This window comes from Peptoniphilus faecalis, from assembly GCF_012976305.1.
GTDB classification, from domain to species: Bacteria; Bacillota; Clostridia; order Tissierellales; family Peptoniphilaceae; genus Peptoniphilus_A; species Peptoniphilus_A faecalis.
The window spans coordinates 97,857-115,001 of sequence record NZ_JABDSR010000004.1; the positions used below are offsets into that span (position 1 = coordinate 97,857).

Genomic DNA, 17,145 nt, shown 5'->3' on the forward strand with positions numbered 1-17,145 from the left:
GGATATATTGAAAAATAATAAGATCAAAGCTAGAGATAGAAAAAGGGAAGGTGGATTTAAAAGGCACACTAATAACGCCAATAAATTCATATTTATATTTTTTATCTTTCTAGCTTTTTTATTTGTAACTGTAATCGCAAAACTTTTATATATTCAAATTGTTCAGTCAGAAGATTTAACCATTGCTGCTCTTAACCAACTTACTAGGACTGAGGTTATAAATTCTAATCGTGGCATTATTTACGATAGGAATAAAAAAGAGATGGCTATAAACATTACTAAGTGCAATATTTTTTACAATTTGGATTATTTGACACAATTTAAGGATGAAAGTAATAGCGATTTTAAAAACAGAAAAGAAAAATTATATGATGAAGATGCAAAAATCATTTCTGATATTACTGGATTAGATTACGATGAAGTAAGAGGAAATATGATTGGCGATAAAGTTGTGAGAGTTGCCACAAATATTGATCGAGCAAAGGCAAATGAGTTAAAGGATTTAAGAACAAAAATTGCAAAGGAAAATCAAAACAAAAAAGACAATAAAAATTTGAATTTAATGGCAATTTCTATTGACGATGTAACTAGGAGACTTTATCCTTTTAATAATCTTGCTTCTTATATAATTGGATTTACTAATGACGAAAATGTTGGACAATATGGAATTGAGGCTAGCTATGACGAAGAACTTTCTGGAATTTCTGGAAAAAGTGTTTCACTAAAGGATAATGCATCAAATAAGATCCCTTTGACAGATGAGGAAACTTATGCTCCAAAAGAAGGTCATTCTGTAGTTTTGTCAATTGATTCAAATATTCAACAATTTGCAGAGACTGCTGCAGAAAATGCAAAAAAAGATAATAATGCAGATAGAGTTTCTGTAATTGTTCAAGATACTATGACAGGCGAAATTTTAGCAATGACAACTAAGGACGACTATAATCTAAATGATCCAAGAGCTCCTATAAATGAAAACCAAGAAAAAGAATGGAACAATTTAAATGAAGAAGAAAAAATTAATGTGCTATACGAAAATTGGAGAGATTTTAATGTAAACGATCAATACGAACCAGGTTCAATTTTTAAACTCATTACGGCAGCAGCTGCTATCGAAGAAAACACTTCTCAACCAGATTCACAGTATTATTGTAATGGGTGGATGAAGATAGGAGATAGAAAATTATCTTGTACAAGTCCAACTAGGGGAATGAAAACTCTTGCAAAGGCGATTGAAGAGTCTTGTAACATGACTATGATACAAGTTGGGCAAGGTTTAGGAGCTGAAAAGCTTTTAAATTACATCAAAGCTTTTGGGTTTGGTAGAAAAACTGGTATAGAATTATATGGTGAGTCTATGGGGTTAATTCCAGCATCTGCTAATGAGATTAGCAAAGTAAAACTTGCAACAATGTCTTATGGTCATTCAATTGCAGTTTCTCCGCTTCAACTTATAAATGCAGTAAGTGCAATTTCTAATGGTGGTTTTTTAAACAAGCCAACACTTATAAAAGAATTAGTGGACGCCAATGGAAATGTAATTGAAAAAAAGAAAACTGATCTCAAAAGAAGGGTAATTTCCGAGGAAACTTCAGATAAGATGAAGTATATGATGAAGAGAGTAGTCGATAGTGGAATAGGAAAACTTGCACAAGTACCAGGTTATCAAGTTGGCGGAAAATCTGGTACAGCAAATATTGCAACACCTACAGGTTATTTAGATGCATATAATTCATCTTTTGTCGGAGTTGCTCCTCTTAATGCTCCTAGATTAACTGTACTTGTTATAGTAAATAATCCTAAGGGTGCAATACTTGGTAGTGCTGTTGCAGCACCAGTAGTACAAGAAATTTTAAGTAAATCTTTGAATTATATGAAAATTCAAAAAACTGAAGAAGTTGATGAAAAAGAAGATTTTGTATCAGTGCCAGAAGTAGAGGGATTGCTTTTAGAAGATGCTGGGAAAATTTTACTAAAATCAGGGCTTAGATTTAACACTAATGCTGAAGGAGTAGAAAATTATTCTGTAGTAATAAATCAAAGTCCGTCACAGGGATCTTATGTAATAAAAAACACCATAGTTGATCTAGCAATAAATGATAAAGACAGTGGTATTTTGATAATGCCTAATTTATCAAGAAAGAGTAGAAAAGAAGTTGAATCTATTTTAAATTCTATGAATATAGAGTATAATATCAAAGGAAATGGCGACTTTATTTCACAAAGCCCTAGAGCTGGCAAAAAGTTATCAGGAGATGAAACTGTTACAATTAATTATTCGAAAAGAGATGACGAAGAAGTTTTGAATGAGGAAAATTCAAAAATTAATAATGGTGTCAATGCGAATAATAAAAATTCAACAGAGGAAAATTCTAACAATAAGAAAAATTCGTTGATAAATAAAGGAAATAATGTTAAAAAAGAAAAATAGAGAATAATAAAAGTTTAAATAGAGTACATTATAAAAAATAAAAGGGATTAGGATAAAAAATATTATGAATTATTTAGTTAATTTAGCGTTGGGTTTAATTTTCTCATTAATTTTTGGAAGAATTTTAATTCCAATATTAAAAAACTTGCACGCAGGTCAAAGTATAAGAGAAGATGGCCCACAAAGTCATATGATAAAAAGCGGCACGCCAACAATTGGTGGATTAATATTTTTATCTTCTGCAATAATGACAACTTTACTTACAAGAAATTTTAAAGTTTCTGTCCTTATGATACTTTTTTCTACACTTGCCTTTGGAGCAGTTGGATTTATAGACGATTATATAAAAGTTGTTATGAAGCGGAATTTAGGACTTCGTGCTTATCAAAAACTTCTTTTACAAATCATAGCAGCTGTAATTTTAATTGTTTATCAGTATAATTCTAAAAATATGGGAACGGATTTATACATTCCTTTTTTAAAGGATTATAGATCCATTGGACTTTTTTATATTCCTTTTATAATTTTTGTAATAGTAGGAACTGTTAACTCAGTAAATTTAACTGATGGTCTTGATGGACTCTCTACTAGTGTGACAATTATTTGTCTATTGTTTTTTAATGTAGTTTCTGTTAAATTTCAAAGATATGAGATTGCAACTTTCTGTATTGTGCTTGCAGGAGCCTTAATTGGTTTTTTATTTTTCAATAAATATCCAGCCAAAGTTTTTATGGGTGATACGGGATCTCTAGCACTAGGTGGTGCAATTTCTGCAATAGCTCTTCTTTTAAATGTACCCTTAATCCTACCAATAGCTGGAGGAATATATTTTATAGAAACTCTTTCTGTCATTATTCAAGTCCTAAGTTTTAAGATGAGGGGAAAGAGAGTATTTCTCATGTCGCCGCTTCATCATCACTTTGAACAAAAGGGGTGGCACGAGAAAAAAATTGTTGCAGTATTCTCATTAGTTGAACTTATATTATGTGTAATTTCATATTTAATATTATTTTAGGTGATAGAAATGTTAGAAAATAAAAATATTCTTATATTGGGCTTTGGAGTAACGGGAAGAGCTACTTTAAAATTTTTAAAGGGATTTCCATGTAAAATTTATATTTTCGATAGTAATAAAGATCTTCAAAAGTTAAATATAGACGAAGATTTTATAATTTTTAAGGAAGAAGATTTAGAAAAAATTGATTTAATAGTAAAAAGTCCAGGGATTTATCCTTTCCACGAACTTTTAGTCAAAGCAAGGGAAAAAAATATTGAAATAATTTCTGATATTGAATTAAGTTATAGAAATTTAAAAACTAATAATGTAGTTGCAGTTACAGGAACTAATGGGAAAACTACAACGACTACAATTATTGGCGATATTTTAAGAAGAAAGGCAAAGACTTTTGTAGTTGGAAATATTGGAAAGGGAATTTTAGAAATAACTGAAGAAGTAAATGATGATGACTATATTGTTATAGAAGCTTCATCCTTCCAATTAGAAGATACGAAAACTTTTAAGCCACATATTGCACTTTTAACTTATGTTACTAGCGATCACTTAGATTGGCACAAGACAACACAAAACTATATTGATGCAAAATTTAAAATTTTCGCAAATCAGGATTGTGAAGACTTTGCAATTTTAAATTATGAAAATAAAGAGCTTGCTCAAAATTATAATTTAAAGGGCGAAAAATATTATTTTTCAATGAATAAGATTTCAGAAAAAGGAACTTATGTTGAAAATGGAAAGATTTATTTTAACGATGGCGAAAATATCGAGGAGATTTTAGAAACAAGGGATGTTAAAATTCCTGGAAAGCACAATATTAAAAACATTATGGCGGCAATTATTGCCACAAAACTCTTAAATATTGATACGGATACTATAAGAAAGAGCATTATTTCTTTTACTGGAGTTGAACATAGAATTGAATTTGTAAGAGAAATTCACGGAGTAAAATATTACAATGATTCAAAGGGAACAAACCCAGATTCAACTGAAGTTGCAGTTGCTGCAATGGATGGCAATGTGATTCTTATAGCAGGTGGATACGACAAGGGTGCAAATTTTGATGAGTTAATAGAAAAGTCTAAAAATAAATTAAAAACTGTAATTTTATTTGGACAAACTGCAGAAAAATTTTCTAATTCTTGCAAAAAGTCAGAAGTTGAATTTTATATTGTAAAGGATCTAAATAGGGCTGTTGAACTTGCAAATAAATTGGCAGTTAAGGGAGATGACGTTCTCCTTTCTCCTGCATGTGCATCATGGGATATGTATAGTGATTATGAAGCTAGAGGAAGACATTTTAAAGATTTAATTAGAGAGTTGGTATAAATGAAGTTAAAAAAGGAGATGAAAGATGTTGATCTAATGCTTTTAGTTAGCATGATACTTTTAGTAGTAATAGGTCTTATTGCGGTTACATCAGCATCTTTTCCCACTGCAAAAAAATACAATTTAAATAGTTTTCACTATCTAATTAGGCAGGGAATGTTTCTAATTTTAGGAATAGTCTCCATGATTTTAATAATTCGTGTGCCTAGAGCAGTAATTTATAAGAATATTTCATGGTTATTTCCTTTAAGTGTAATATTAATTTTATTGCTATGGACACCTCTTGGATCTGCGAAAAAGGGTCAAGCAAGGTGGTTGGACTTTAGGGTAATACCTCTTAGATTTCAGCCCTCAGATATTTTAAAAATTTCATCTATTATTTATTTGTCAAAATATCTTTCAAGAAATATCTATAGCCTTAGAGAACCAAAGACATTTATGACAGCCGTTGCTATAATGGGTATATCTGTAGGACCAATTATGATAAAGGATTTTTCTACGGCAGTTGTAATAGGAGTGGCACTTTTTGCGATACTTCTTGCAGCTGGCATTGATAAGAAGCAGTTTTTATTTTTAATAGTATTGGGTGCTGTCTTTATATGGCTTGTTCTAAAGGATCCAGAAAATAAGTTTAGAATTAAAAGAATTTTAGGATTTGTATCCGATTCTACAAATTATCAATCAGCAGATTTATACCAAGCAAGACAATCTCTTTATGCTTTTGCTCTCGGTGGTTATTCAGGTGTTGGACTTTTTAGATCTAGACAAAAATACACAAATTTGCCAGAAGCATACACTGACTTTATTTTTTCAGTGATAGCAGAAGAATTTGGATTTATAGGAACTTTTGTAATTATTTTGCTTTTTATAATCTACATTTATAGAGGTTATATGATTGCCTTTAAAGCAACAAATTATTTTGATAAATTCACAGCAATTGGTATGACAACTTATATTGGTATACAGGCATTTTTTAACATGGGAGTATGTGCAAAACTACTTCCTGTAACTGGTATTACACTTCCTTTTATATCCTATGGAGGAACTGCACTTGTAATAGCAATTGCATCCACAGCAATTTTACTTAAAATATCGAAAGAAGGCACTATATGAAATATATTTTATCTGGTGGAGGAACTGGTGGACATATTTATCCAGCTCTTGCCATAGGAGAAGAAATAAAAAAACAAGACAAAGAGGCAAAAATTTTATATGTAGGCAAGAAAAATTCTTTAGAAGAAGAACTTGCAGAAAAATATAATTTTGACTTTAAGGGAATAGATATTTCTGGTCTACCTAGAAAAAAGTTAAATAAAGACACTGTAATTACGTTTTTTAATTTAATGAAGGGCTTAAATCAGTGTACAAAGATATTAAATATATTTAAACCAGATATTGTTATTGGGACTGGTGGATATGTATGTGCTCCAATAGTTTTTAAAGCACAACAAAAAAAGATAAAGACGGCTATCCAAGAGCAAAATGCATATCCTGGAAAGACTAATAAAATTTTGGCAAAAAAAGCAGATTATGTTTTTATAAATTTCATGGAAGCGAAAAAACATTTAAGTAACGAGAATATTATTTTTACAGGAAATCCAATAAGGGATGTTTTTTCACATCTTGACAGAAACAAATCAAGAGAGAAATTAAAAATAAAAAATAATGAAAAATTTGTGTTTTCCTTTGGCGGAAGTGGTGGACAAGAATCTACTAATGACGCAATTTTAGAAATATTAAACAAAAAAGAAAAATTACCTTTTAAGTTAACTCATATAACTGGAAGAGAACATTTTAAATCATTTATGGAAAAATTAGGGAAGGTACCTGAAAATGTTGAAATTTTAGACTATACTCATAATGTTTATGATTATCTTTCCAGTGCAGATCTTGTAATAGCATCTTCATCTGCAATGACATTGGCTGAAATTTCAGCAATAGGAATAGCATCAATTTTAATACCAAAGGCGTATACTGCAGGAAATCATCAGTATTACAACGCTATGAGTTATAGCAATATGGGCGCAAGCTTTGTTATTGAAGAAAAAAACTTAAAGGGAGATACCTTATTAAGAAAAATAGAAAATATATTAAATAATTATGAAGAAAGAAACATAATGGCAGAAAATGCAAAAAAGCTGGCAAGTCCTGATGCTGTTTCAAAAATTGTTGATTTAATTTTAAAGTGATTTTATGAAAAAGATGAAAAAGAAAAAAAGAAAACTAAATAAGAAAAGAAAATATTTTAGAATTTTTACTAGGTTTTTTTTATTTTTTTTCTTCGTTTTTTTGTTGATTTTTGCATTAAAAAATTCTAATCTATTTAATATAAAAAGTGTAACTATTGAAGGCAATAAAAAGGTTGCCTCTGCCACTATAAAAAGGGTTTCTGAATTAAAAAAGGGAAATAAATATTTCTTGATTTCAAAAAAGAAAAGACAAGAAAGCATAAAATCTATTCCATACATAAAGGATGCAAAAATATCATTTAATGCCATTGGAAATGTCAAGATTAAGGTAACTGAAAGAGTTCCTTATTATCAAATGGAAACAAACGAATATCTTTTGGTTGACGAAGATTTTAGAATATTGGAAAACTCAAAGAAGAAAGCTGACAATTTAATAAATTTAAGTGGTTTTAATTTAGAGGATCAAAAACCAGGCAATTATATTTTAAATAATAAAGAAGATGAGGAAAAAAAGGCTCTTCTTCTAGAGATTAAAAAAGATAAATATTCACTAAATGGAAATATAAAAGAAATTGAATTAATGGACTCTATTGCGACCTTTACAACAGTTAGTGGAATTAAAATTGAATTTGGGTCTTATAATAATACAGCTTATAAATTAAAAATGCTCTCTTTAATTTTGGATGATATTAAAAAAACGAATAAAAACGCTGTCATTATTCAAATGGAAAAGGGTGAGAGTCCGATTCTTATTACTAATGATGAGAATGAAGGCGACAATAAAAACAATAAAGAAGCGAGAAGAGAAAATTCTAAAGAGAATAATGAAAAAAGTTACAAGGAAATAGAAAAAAATTAGTAAAAACAAATAAAAGTTAGCAAATGACCTTTATATATTGACTATTTGCGACTATTTCTATAAAATAATAGTAATGAATAAAAAAACAATTAATTAGTATAAGAGGAGGATGTTTATGTTGGAATTCGATATGGATCAAGACGAATTTGCCAAAATTAAAGTAGTTGGCGTTGGTGGCGGCGGAAACAACGCTGTTAATAGAATGATTAACGCTGGTGTTAAAGGCGTAGAATTTTTAGCTTTCAATACTGACAAACAAGCATTAAAAAGCTCACTTGCCGAAAACAAGATTCAACTTGGTGAAAAAATAACTAAAGGTCTTGGAGCAGGTGCGAATCCTGAAGTAGGAGAACAAGCAGCAGAAGAATCAATTGATGAAATTAGAGAAGCTCTTGAAGGTGCTGACATGGTGTTTATCACTGCAGGTATGGGTGGAGGTACTGGTACTGGTGCAGCTCCTGTTATAGCTGATGTTGCAAAAGAATTAGGCCTACTAACAGTTGGTGTTGTTACAAAACCCTTTACATTTGAAGGTAAAAAAAGAGCAAAATCTGCTGAATTAGGAATAAACTCTCTAAAGGGAAAAGTTGATACATTAGTTATAATTCCAAATGACAGACTTCTTAGCGTTGCAGACAAGAAGACTAGCTTCTCACAAGCTTTTGAAATGGCTGATGACATTTTAAAACAAGGTATTCAAGGTATTTCAGATTTGATTTCTGTACCTAATTTAATCAACCTTGATTTTGCTGATGTTAAAACGATTATGTATGACAAAGGCGTTGCTCATATGGGTATTGGTCGTGCTTCAGGTGATGATAGAGCTACAGAAGCTGCAAAACTTGCAATCAATTCTCCTCTACTAGAAACTTCTATTGAAGGAGCAAAATCTGTCCTATTGAATATTACTGCAGGGTCAGATCTTGGTATTTTTGAAGTTAATGAAGCAGCAGATTTAATTAGAGATTGTGTATCTGAAGATGCAAATATTATCTTCGGTGCAGGAATTGACGAAACACTTAAGGATGAAGTAAAGATAACAGTTATTGCAACTGAATTCGATAAGTATAAAGATGAAAAGAAGGATAAAAAAGAAAGCAAAACGGAAGTTTCAGAGAAAAGCCCCCTTGAATCTCTTGAAGATACTGAAGAAGATAGTGGCGAACTTAAAATCCCTTCTTTCTTGAGAATTAATAGAAAATAATAGAATTATTTTCATAATATAACATTTTGGACATTGGAGACAATGTCCTTTTTTATTAAATTAAAAAAAATAAATTAATAAATTTACTTGACAAAAATAAAATTGAACATTATAATCATTCATTAAATATTGAGATAATATTGTACAACTTTGAATACTATATAGCTATGAGAAAAAGCGCAAAATTTATCTAAGTTTAAGAGAGATGTTATTTGGTGAGAAACATTACTTGAATTTTTTGCAACTCATTTTCTCGCATCACTATTGAATAAAGTAGGTAGTGACGTATAACTACGTTAAAAGTTTCAAGTGGCTGTAAAGCAATTTAGGTGGTACCGCGATCATTCGTCCTGAGATTATTCTCAGGACTTTTTTATTAGGAGGAAAAGATGAAAAAGATAGTAAAAATTTTTGATACTACATTGAGAGATGGAGAGCAATCCCCAGGATGTTCAATGAACAGAAAAGAAAAAGTTCAACTGGCTTATCAAATAGAGAAGTTGGGAGTAGATGTTATTGAAGCAGGTTTTGCTGCATCTTCAGTGGAAGATTTTAATTCCATAAGAGAAGTTGCAAAAATAGCAAAAAATATGACAGTAGCTTCCCTTGCAAGATGCAATAAAAATGATATAGATAGAGCTTATGAAGCTTTAAAGGATGCGAAATATAAAAGATTGCACATTTTTATTGCTACAAGTGATATTCACATGGAATATAAACTAGAAATGACTAGAGAGGATGTTAAAAATTCCGTTAGAAAGCATGTTACTTATGCAAAAGAAAAATTTTCTGATATTGAATTTTCATGTGAAGATGCTACAAGAACAGATGTAGATTTTATGATAGAGGTAATTCAAATTGCAGTAGATTGTGGAGCTACGACAATAAATATTCCCGATACTGTAGGTTATATTATGCCAGATGAGTATTCAGATATCATTAAAAAGGTAAGAGAAAAGGTTGTAGGAATTGAAAATGTAGACATATCAGTACATTGTCATAATGATTTAGGGCTTGCTGTTGCAAATTCACTTGCAGCAATAAAGGCAGGGGCAACTCAAGTTGAATGTACAATAAATGGTATAGGAGAAAGAGCTGGCAATACAGCGATGGAAGAAGTTGTAATGGCATTAAAAACAAGAGGGGATTTTTTTAATATAGATACAAATATTAATACTAAAGAAATAATGAAATCTTCAGAAATGCTTTCTTCAATAATTGGAGTTAAAATAAGTCCAACAAAGCCAATTGTCGGTAAAAATGTATTTAGTCATGAGGCTGGAATTCATCAACATGGAGTTTTAAAAAATAAAGAGACTTATGAAATTATGGATCCTTCAATGATAGGTTATAAAGCAAATTCTTTTGTACTGGGCAAGCATTCAGGAAAACATGCATTAAAACAAAAACTAGAAGAATTAGGTTTTATTGTAAATGATATAGAGATGAATGATATTTTTGAAAAATTTAAAGAGGTATCCGATGTTAAAAAAGAAATTTATGATGATGATTTAATTGCGATTATGAGTGCCAACAATAAATTAGTTCCTGGAGGATATGAATTTTTAGATTATCAATCTATGACAAGTAATGGAAAAGATTCTAAGACAATAATAAAAGTTAAAAAAGATGATAGAGAAATAGAGATGCTAGGTACTGGTAAAGGCCCTATAGATGCTGCATTTGATGCAATGAGAAAGATTACATCTAGAAATATTAAATTAAAAGATTTTTCTATAAACTCAGTTACGCAAGGAAAGGATGCACTTGGGGAGACTATAATTAGAGTATATGACGAAGATACAAATAGGACACTTGGTGCTAAGGGATTAGACAATGACATCATAAAATCGGGAATATTATCTTATATAAATGCAGTAAATAGAATTGAAAGATGAGGATAGAATATGAAAACACTATTTGAAAAAATTTGGGATAGACATGTAATTACATCGAAAGATGATAAAGACTTATTATACATTGACCTTCATTTAATTCATGAAGTTACATCTCCTCAAGCTTTTGAAGCATTAAGAATTAAGAATAGGAATTTTAGAAGACCTGACTTGACTTTTGCTACAATGGATCACAATACGCCTACAAGAATAGAAAATAGAAAAAATATATCAGAAATTAAAGATAAACTTTCAAAAGAACAGTTAGAAACTTTAGAAAAAAATTGTAAAGAATATGGAATAGAGCTTTTTGATATGAATTCAGAAAATAATGGAATAGTCCATATGATTGGACCTGAAATGGGTCTATCTCTTCCGGGAAAGACAATAGTGTGTGGAGATTCACATACTGCAACACATGGCGCTATGGGTGCAATAGCTTTTGGAATAGGTACAAGTGAAGTTGAAGATGTATTTGCAACACAATGTATTTGGAATAAAAAACCTAAAAATATGGGAGTTAAAATTACTGGACAGCTTGGTAAAAACATAAGTTCAAAAGACATTATTCTAAAATTAATAAGTAAGTATTCAACATCTTTTGGTAGTGGATATGCAATAGAATTTTATGGCGACACAATTGAGAACATGGAAATGGAACAGAGACTTACACTTTCTAATATGGCAATTGAAGGTGGTGCAAAGTTTGGGATTATAAAGCCTGACAACAAGACTATAGAATATATTAGAAATAGGAAATATACACCTAAAGGAAAAGCTTTTGAAAAATATTTGAAATCAATTGAAGATTTATATACAGACGATGAGAGTTGCTACGATAAAATAATAAGTTTAGATGTTAGCAATTTAAAAAGGCAAGTAAGCTATGGGACAAATCCATCTATGACTTGTGATATAGATGAATACTTTCCAAAAATTAAATCAGAAGAAGATAAAAAATCCTATGAATATATGGGAATAAAAGAAAATATGAGAGCAAATGAAATAAAAGTGGATACAGTTTTTATTGGCTCATGCACAAATGGAAGAATTATAGATATGAAAATAGCAGCAGATGTTATTAGGGGAAATAAAGTAAAAGATGGTATACGTTGTATAATTGTTCCAGGTTCTATGGAAGTGAAAAGATATATACATGAGAAGGGATTAGATAAAATATTTTTAGATGCTGGATGTGAACTTAGAGAACCGGGATGTTCATATTGTTTAGCTATGAACGATGATAAAATTGATGAATTTAAACATTGTGTATCTACTTCAAATAGAAATTTTGAAGGAAGACAAGGTAGACTTTCTAGGACACATCTAGTATCACCTTATACAGCAGCACTTTGTGCAATAGAAGGGAGAATAGTATGAAAAAGATAGAAGTAATTAAATCAAAGCCAATAATTATTTTTAAAGACAATATTGATACAGATATACTAATTCCCAAAAATTATCTAAAGACGACTAAGAGAAAGGGTTTTGAAAAGGCACTATTTTCGCCTTGGAGATATGATGTGAAGGGAGAAGAAATTAAGGATTTTCCTCTTAACATTGATAAAAATAAAGATAGAAATATTTTAATAACAGGGGATAATTTTGGATGTGGTTCTTCACGCGAGCATGCAGCATGGGCTCTTATTGACTACGGAATTGATATTATTATAGCGGGGGGATATTCGCCTATATTTTATATGAATTATATAAATAACAATAGACTCCCAATTATTTTAGATGAAAAATACAGAAGAGAACTTGTAGATGATATTGAAATAGAAATAGATATTATAAACAAAAAGATTACTCAAGAAGATAGAATTTATAGTTTTGAAATTGAAGATTCTTTCAGAGAAAAACTAATAAATGGAGAAGACAATATTTCAGAAATTTTAAAATATGAAGAATTAATAAGCTCATATGAGGAGAGTAAAATATGAAGGAAATTTTAGTTTTAAAAGGAGATGGGGTTGGAGAAGAAATTATAAACTCCGCTTTAAAAGTTTTAGAGGAAATTTCAAATAAAAGTGATTTCAAATATAATTTAAATTTTGCTGAAATAGGTGGAGATGCCATTGATAAATATGGAGATCCCTTTCCAGAAGAAACAAAGGAGATGCTTAAAAATAAAGATGCAGTCCTCCTTGGAGCAGTTGGAGGTCCAAAATGGGATAATATTGAAAGGGACAAAAGACCGGAAAAGGGACTTTTAAGACTTAGAAAAGAAATGGGAGTCTATATTAATCTTAGACCTGCAAAAATTTATGAAAAATTACTAGACAGATCTCCAATAAAAAACGAAATAGTAAAAGACTTAAATATTTTAGTTGTGAGAGAACTTCTTGGAGGAATTTATTTTGGCAAGAGAGATATCTATGTAGAGAAGGGCATAAGAAAGGCCTATGATGTAGAATTCTACGATGAAAAGGAAATTAAAAGGATTGCAAAATATGCTTTTATAGCAGCAAGAGATAGAAGAAAAAAATTAAGTTTAATAGATAAGGCAAATGTTCTTGATTCTTCAAAACTATGGAGAGAAGTTGTAAAGGAAGTTCATGAAGATTTTAAAGATGTAGAACTTGAATTTTTGTACGTAGATAATGCCTCTATGCAGCTTATTAAAAATCCTCGAAATTTTGATGTAATTCTGACAAATAATATTTTTGGAGATATTTTATCTGATGAATTAAGTGAGATAACAGGATCTATTGGCCTACTTCCTTCGGCATCAATTGGAGATAGTATATCTCTATATGAGCCAATACATGGTTCAGCGCCAGATATTGCAGGCAAAAATATTGTAAATCCAATTGCAACTATTCTTTCAGTAGCAATGATGCTTAAATTTTCCTTTAATAGAGAAGATTTAGCAAAAGAAATAGAAGAATCTGTTAAAAAAACTATTGAAAAAGACATTTTAAGCTTTGATTTAAATAAAGAAAATTACTATACCACAAAAGATATAACAGACGAAATTATTAAAAATTTATAAAAAAAACTTGACACTTTTAGAAAATTAAATTAATATAATTAACAATACAAAAAAAGAGTTATATTAATTTTGCGCTAAAGAAAAAGGGTAATAATTTAGAAAACATTAAGAGAGTTGCAGTTTGGTGGAATGCAATTGTTTTGATTATTATAGATCATTTTCTAGCATCATTTCTGAAGTAAGTAGGAAGTGACGGTTAAAGCCGTTATTTAAAATAAGTGATTAAATTTTTTGATTTAATAATTTAGGTGGTACCGCGAATTTCGTCCTGAGAATATCTCAGGATTTTTTTATTAGGATTATTAGGAGAAAAGATGATAGAGTTTTGTGGAGTTTCCTTTATTAGAGATGGAAAAACTATTTTAAAAGATATAAATTTAAAAATAAAAAGTGGAGAAAATTGGCTTGTATTAGGGCCAAATGGCAGTGGGAAAAGTACACTTTTTTCAATGCTTATGGCATATAGAATTTCTACAACAGGAAGAATAATGTGTTTTGGAAGGGAATTTGGAAAAGACAATTGGAGTCAAGTAAAAGATAAAATTGGAATCATTTCATCAACAATGGAAAAATTCAATCCAACATTTTTCAATATGACTGTAAAAGAAATTTTAATTTCAGGTATAAAAAAGACAATTGGAATTTATGACGAAGTTACAAAGGAAGAGGAAGAAACTGTGGAAGAATATATAAAAGAATATAATCTTTCTAAGTTAAAAAGTGAGTACTTCAAAAATTTATCTTCAGGCGAGAGAAAAAAAGTCTTAATTGTCAGAAGCTTAATTCAAAAACCAGAAGTTTTGATTTTAGATGAACCTTGTGCATCATTAGATATATGCGAAAGGGAAAATATTTTAGACACATTAAGAAAAGCTAAAACTGATCTAATTTATATCACACATGATGTAGAAGAAACAATTCCAAAAATAACAAATGTACTATTATTAAAAGATGGAAAAATTTTTAAATGTGGAAAGAAAAGTGAAGTTTTAAATTCGGAAAACTTAAAAAATTTATATGGCATAGATTTGAATTTAACCAAAAAAAATAATTATTACTCAATAGAAGTTAACGCTAGGAGGTAAAATGAAATACACAGGAAATGAAATAATATTAAAGACACTTATAAACCTTGGGATAGACACTATATTTGGATATCCCGGAGGAGCAGTAATTGATTTATATGATGCTATTTATGATCACAAAGATATTATTACTATAACAAATTCGCATGAGCAATCAGCAGCACATAGTGCAGATGGATATGCTAGAAGTTCAGGGAAAACTGGAGTATGTATTGCAACAAGTGGTCCTGGTGCTACAAATTTAGTAACTGGAATTGCAACAGCTTTTATGGATTCAGTTCCTATGATAGCTTTAACAGGCAATGTATCGACAACTCTTTTAGGTAGAGATTCCTTTCAAGAGATTGATATTGTGGGCATGACAATTCCAATTACAAAGCATTCATTTTTAATAAAAAATATAGAAGATTTAGAGTATTCAATTGTAAGAGCTTATGAAATAGCAAATGATAAGAGAAAAGGTCCTGTTCTTATAGATATTCCAAAGGATATATTTTCTTCAAAGGCAGAATTTAAAAATATAAAAGCAAAAAAAGAAGGAAATGGCGTTGTTCCTAATAGAGATGATTTATTGAAGATTTCTGATTTAATAAACAATGCAAAAAAACCTGTTGCCTATGTTGGTGGAGGGGTTAAAAGCTCTGGAGCATATTTAGAACTTAGAAAACTTTTAAAAAAGGGAAAAATCCCAAGTTGTCATACAATTACTGGTAAGGGCGTACTAGATCCAAAGGATAATTTAAATCTTGGTCTTGTTGGGATGCATGGAAATCAAAGTGCAAACTATGCAATTGAAGAATGTGATTTATTAGTCGCTATTGGAGTTAGATTTTCTGATAGGGTTGCACTTAATAGAAATAAATTTGCTCCAAATGCAACAATTATTCAAATAGATATTGATGAAAGTGAAATAGACAAGAATGTCTTTGTCGATATAAATATTGTATGCGACATTAAAGATATTGTTTTTGAATTAGAGTCCTTAATTCTGGAAAAAGACAGATGCTCTTGGCAAAATAGAATTACTGAATTAAAAGAAAAAGATAGAGAACTTGTGAACAAAGAAGAGGGAATAAAACCCTTTGATTTAATTGACATTATTAATGAAGATATGGATGAAAATACAATAATAGTCACAGATGTTGGACAACATCAAATGTGGACTGCACAAAGGGCAAAAATTTATAATCCTAGAAATTTTATTACTAGTGCTGGTCTTGGCACTATGGGATTTGGAATGGGAGCAAGTATAGGGGCTAAATGTGCAAACACAGATAAAGAAGTGATTCTAATTACTGGAGATGGATCTTTTCATATGAATTTAAATGAATTAGCTACATCAGTATTTTATGGAATAAAAATTATTGTAATAGTTCTAAATAATAAAGCTTTAGGAATGATAAAACAATGGCAACATTTAATATATCATGATAGATTTTCACATACAAAGGGCAAAGATACAAAATTTGATATTGTTGCAAAGGGATTTGGAGCAATGGGATATGATGTAAACTCACTAGAAGAATTTAGAGATGCCTTTAACAAGGCAAGGGCAAGTAAAATTACATCAGTGATAAATGTTAATATATCAGATAAAAATTTAGTTTTACCAATGATACCAGCTGGTGGAACGGTGGATGATTTAATTGTGGAGTAGTTTATGAAATATGAAGTATTAAGTTTATTAGTAGATAATCAGTCAGGAACACTGACAAGGATAGCATCTCTATTTGCAAGAAGAGGCTATAATATAGAATCTCTTACAGTTTCTGCTGTTAAAGATAGCAAGCATTCTAAAATAACAATAACAACTATTATAGAAGATAAATATGAGTTAAAGCAAATTGTTAGTCAATGTGCAAAACTTGAAGTAGTTAGAGATATTGAAATCATAACTAGGGAAGAGGCTGTACAAAGAGAGATTTGTCTAGTAAAGATAAAATGTAAAAGTGAAAGGGCAATGGAAGTTGTAAACATTGCGAATATATATAAAGCTAATATAGTGGATTTTTCAAAGGACTCACTAATAGTAGAAATTACAGGTAAGCCTGCAAAAGTCGATGCCTTTTTAAAGGTCATTGAATCTTATGAAATTATAGATTTTTGTAGAACTGGCATAACAGCCATGAAAAGATGAAGGGAG

General features: G+C 30.0%; 14 protein-coding genes and 2 other annotated features. All 14 genes read left to right on the plus strand.

Features of this window, described 5'->3' with window-relative positions; genetic code table 11:
• The first annotated feature begins 7 nt into the window (after window positions 1–7).
• The 14 genes from HKO22_RS03820 to ilvN all read left to right on the plus strand — a co-directional run bounded on the left by HKO22_RS03820 (window position 8) and on the right by ilvN (window position 17,139).
• A complete protein-coding gene (locus HKO22_RS03820) occupies window positions 8–2,431 on the plus strand; it encodes a penicillin-binding transpeptidase domain-containing protein (protein WP_169968672.1) in 2,424 nt (807 codons plus the stop codon).
• 64 nt (window positions 2,432–2,495) lie between these two features.
• Window positions 2,496–3,446, plus strand: a complete 951-nt coding sequence (gene mraY / locus HKO22_RS03825) for a phospho-N-acetylmuramoyl-pentapeptide-transferase (RefSeq protein ID WP_169968674.1) — start codon at window positions 2,496–2,498, stop codon at window positions 3,444–3,446.
• A gap of 9 nt (window positions 3,447–3,455) precedes the next feature.
• Window positions 3,456–4,775, plus strand: a complete 1,320-nt coding sequence (murD, locus tag HKO22_RS03830) for a UDP-N-acetylmuramoyl-L-alanine--D-glutamate ligase (RefSeq protein ID WP_075658581.1) — start codon at window positions 3,456–3,458, stop codon at window positions 4,773–4,775.
• On the plus strand, window positions 4,776–5,888 hold the full coding sequence (locus HKO22_RS03835) for an FtsW/RodA/SpoVE family cell cycle protein (RefSeq protein ID WP_169968676.1): 1,113 nt from the start codon (window positions 4,776–4,778) through the stop codon (window positions 5,886–5,888).
• On the plus strand, window positions 5,885–6,964 hold the full coding sequence (gene murG / locus HKO22_RS03840; RefSeq protein WP_169968679.1) for an undecaprenyldiphospho-muramoylpentapeptide beta-N-acetylglucosaminyltransferase: 1,080 nt from the start codon (window positions 5,885–5,887) through the stop codon (window positions 6,962–6,964). The genes HKO22_RS03835 and murG overlap by 4 nt, the downstream gene beginning before the upstream one ends.
• A 4-nt stretch (window positions 6,965–6,968) precedes the next feature.
• The gene (locus HKO22_RS03845; RefSeq protein ID WP_169968681.1) at window positions 6,969–7,823 is read left to right on the plus strand and encodes a cell division protein FtsQ/DivIB; all 855 of its coding nucleotides are present in this window, start codon (window positions 6,969–6,971) and stop codon (window positions 7,821–7,823) included.
• 115 nt (window positions 7,824–7,938) lie between these two features.
• Entirely contained in the window at window positions 7,939–9,027 is a 1,089-nt protein-coding gene (gene ftsZ / locus HKO22_RS03850; RefSeq protein WP_169968683.1) for a cell division protein FtsZ, read from the plus strand.
• Window positions 9,028–9,185: 158 nt separating this feature from the next.
• Window positions 9,186–9,383 (plus strand) — a binding site (T-box leader).
• A 33-nt stretch (window positions 9,384–9,416) separates the two neighbouring features.
• Window positions 9,417–10,925 (plus strand): 2-isopropylmalate synthase, encoded by a 1,509-nt coding sequence (locus tag HKO22_RS03855; protein ID WP_169968684.1) that lies wholly within the window; start codon window positions 9,417–9,419, stop codon window positions 10,923–10,925.
• 9 nt (window positions 10,926–10,934) lie between these two features.
• Entirely contained in the window at window positions 10,935–12,302 is a 1,368-nt protein-coding gene (leuC, locus tag HKO22_RS03860) for a 3-isopropylmalate dehydratase large subunit (RefSeq protein ID WP_169968686.1), read from the plus strand.
• Window positions 12,299–12,865 carry a 3-isopropylmalate dehydratase small subunit gene (leuD, locus tag HKO22_RS03865; protein ID WP_169968688.1) on the plus strand — a complete coding sequence of 189 codons (567 nt, stop codon included), beginning with the start codon at window positions 12,299–12,301 and terminating at the stop codon, window positions 12,863–12,865. The genes leuC and leuD overlap by 4 nt, the downstream gene beginning before the upstream one ends.
• Entirely contained in the window at window positions 12,862–13,917 is a 1,056-nt protein-coding gene (leuB, locus tag HKO22_RS03870; RefSeq protein WP_169968690.1) for a 3-isopropylmalate dehydrogenase, read from the plus strand. The genes leuD and leuB overlap by 4 nt, the downstream gene beginning before the upstream one ends.
• Before the next feature lie 65 nt (window positions 13,918–13,982).
• Window positions 13,983–14,191: a binding site (T-box leader), on the plus strand.
• A gap of 40 nt (window positions 14,192–14,231) precedes the next feature.
• Window positions 14,232–15,002 (plus strand): ABC transporter ATP-binding protein, encoded by a 771-nt coding sequence (locus HKO22_RS03875; RefSeq protein ID WP_075658597.1) that lies wholly within the window; start codon window positions 14,232–14,234, stop codon window positions 15,000–15,002.
• Window position 15,003: 1 nt separating this feature from the next.
• Window positions 15,004–16,659 carry a biosynthetic-type acetolactate synthase large subunit gene (gene ilvB / locus HKO22_RS03880; RefSeq protein WP_169968692.1) on the plus strand — a complete coding sequence of 552 codons (1,656 nt, stop codon included), beginning with the start codon at window positions 15,004–15,006 and terminating at the stop codon, window positions 16,657–16,659.
• Window positions 16,660–16,662: 3 nt separating this feature from the next.
• Window positions 16,663–17,139: an acetolactate synthase small subunit gene (gene ilvN, locus HKO22_RS03885; RefSeq protein WP_169968701.1), complete on the plus strand. Its 477-nt coding sequence runs from the start codon at window positions 16,663–16,665 to the stop codon at window positions 17,137–17,139.
• The last annotated feature ends 6 nt before the right edge of the window (window positions 17,140–17,145 follow it).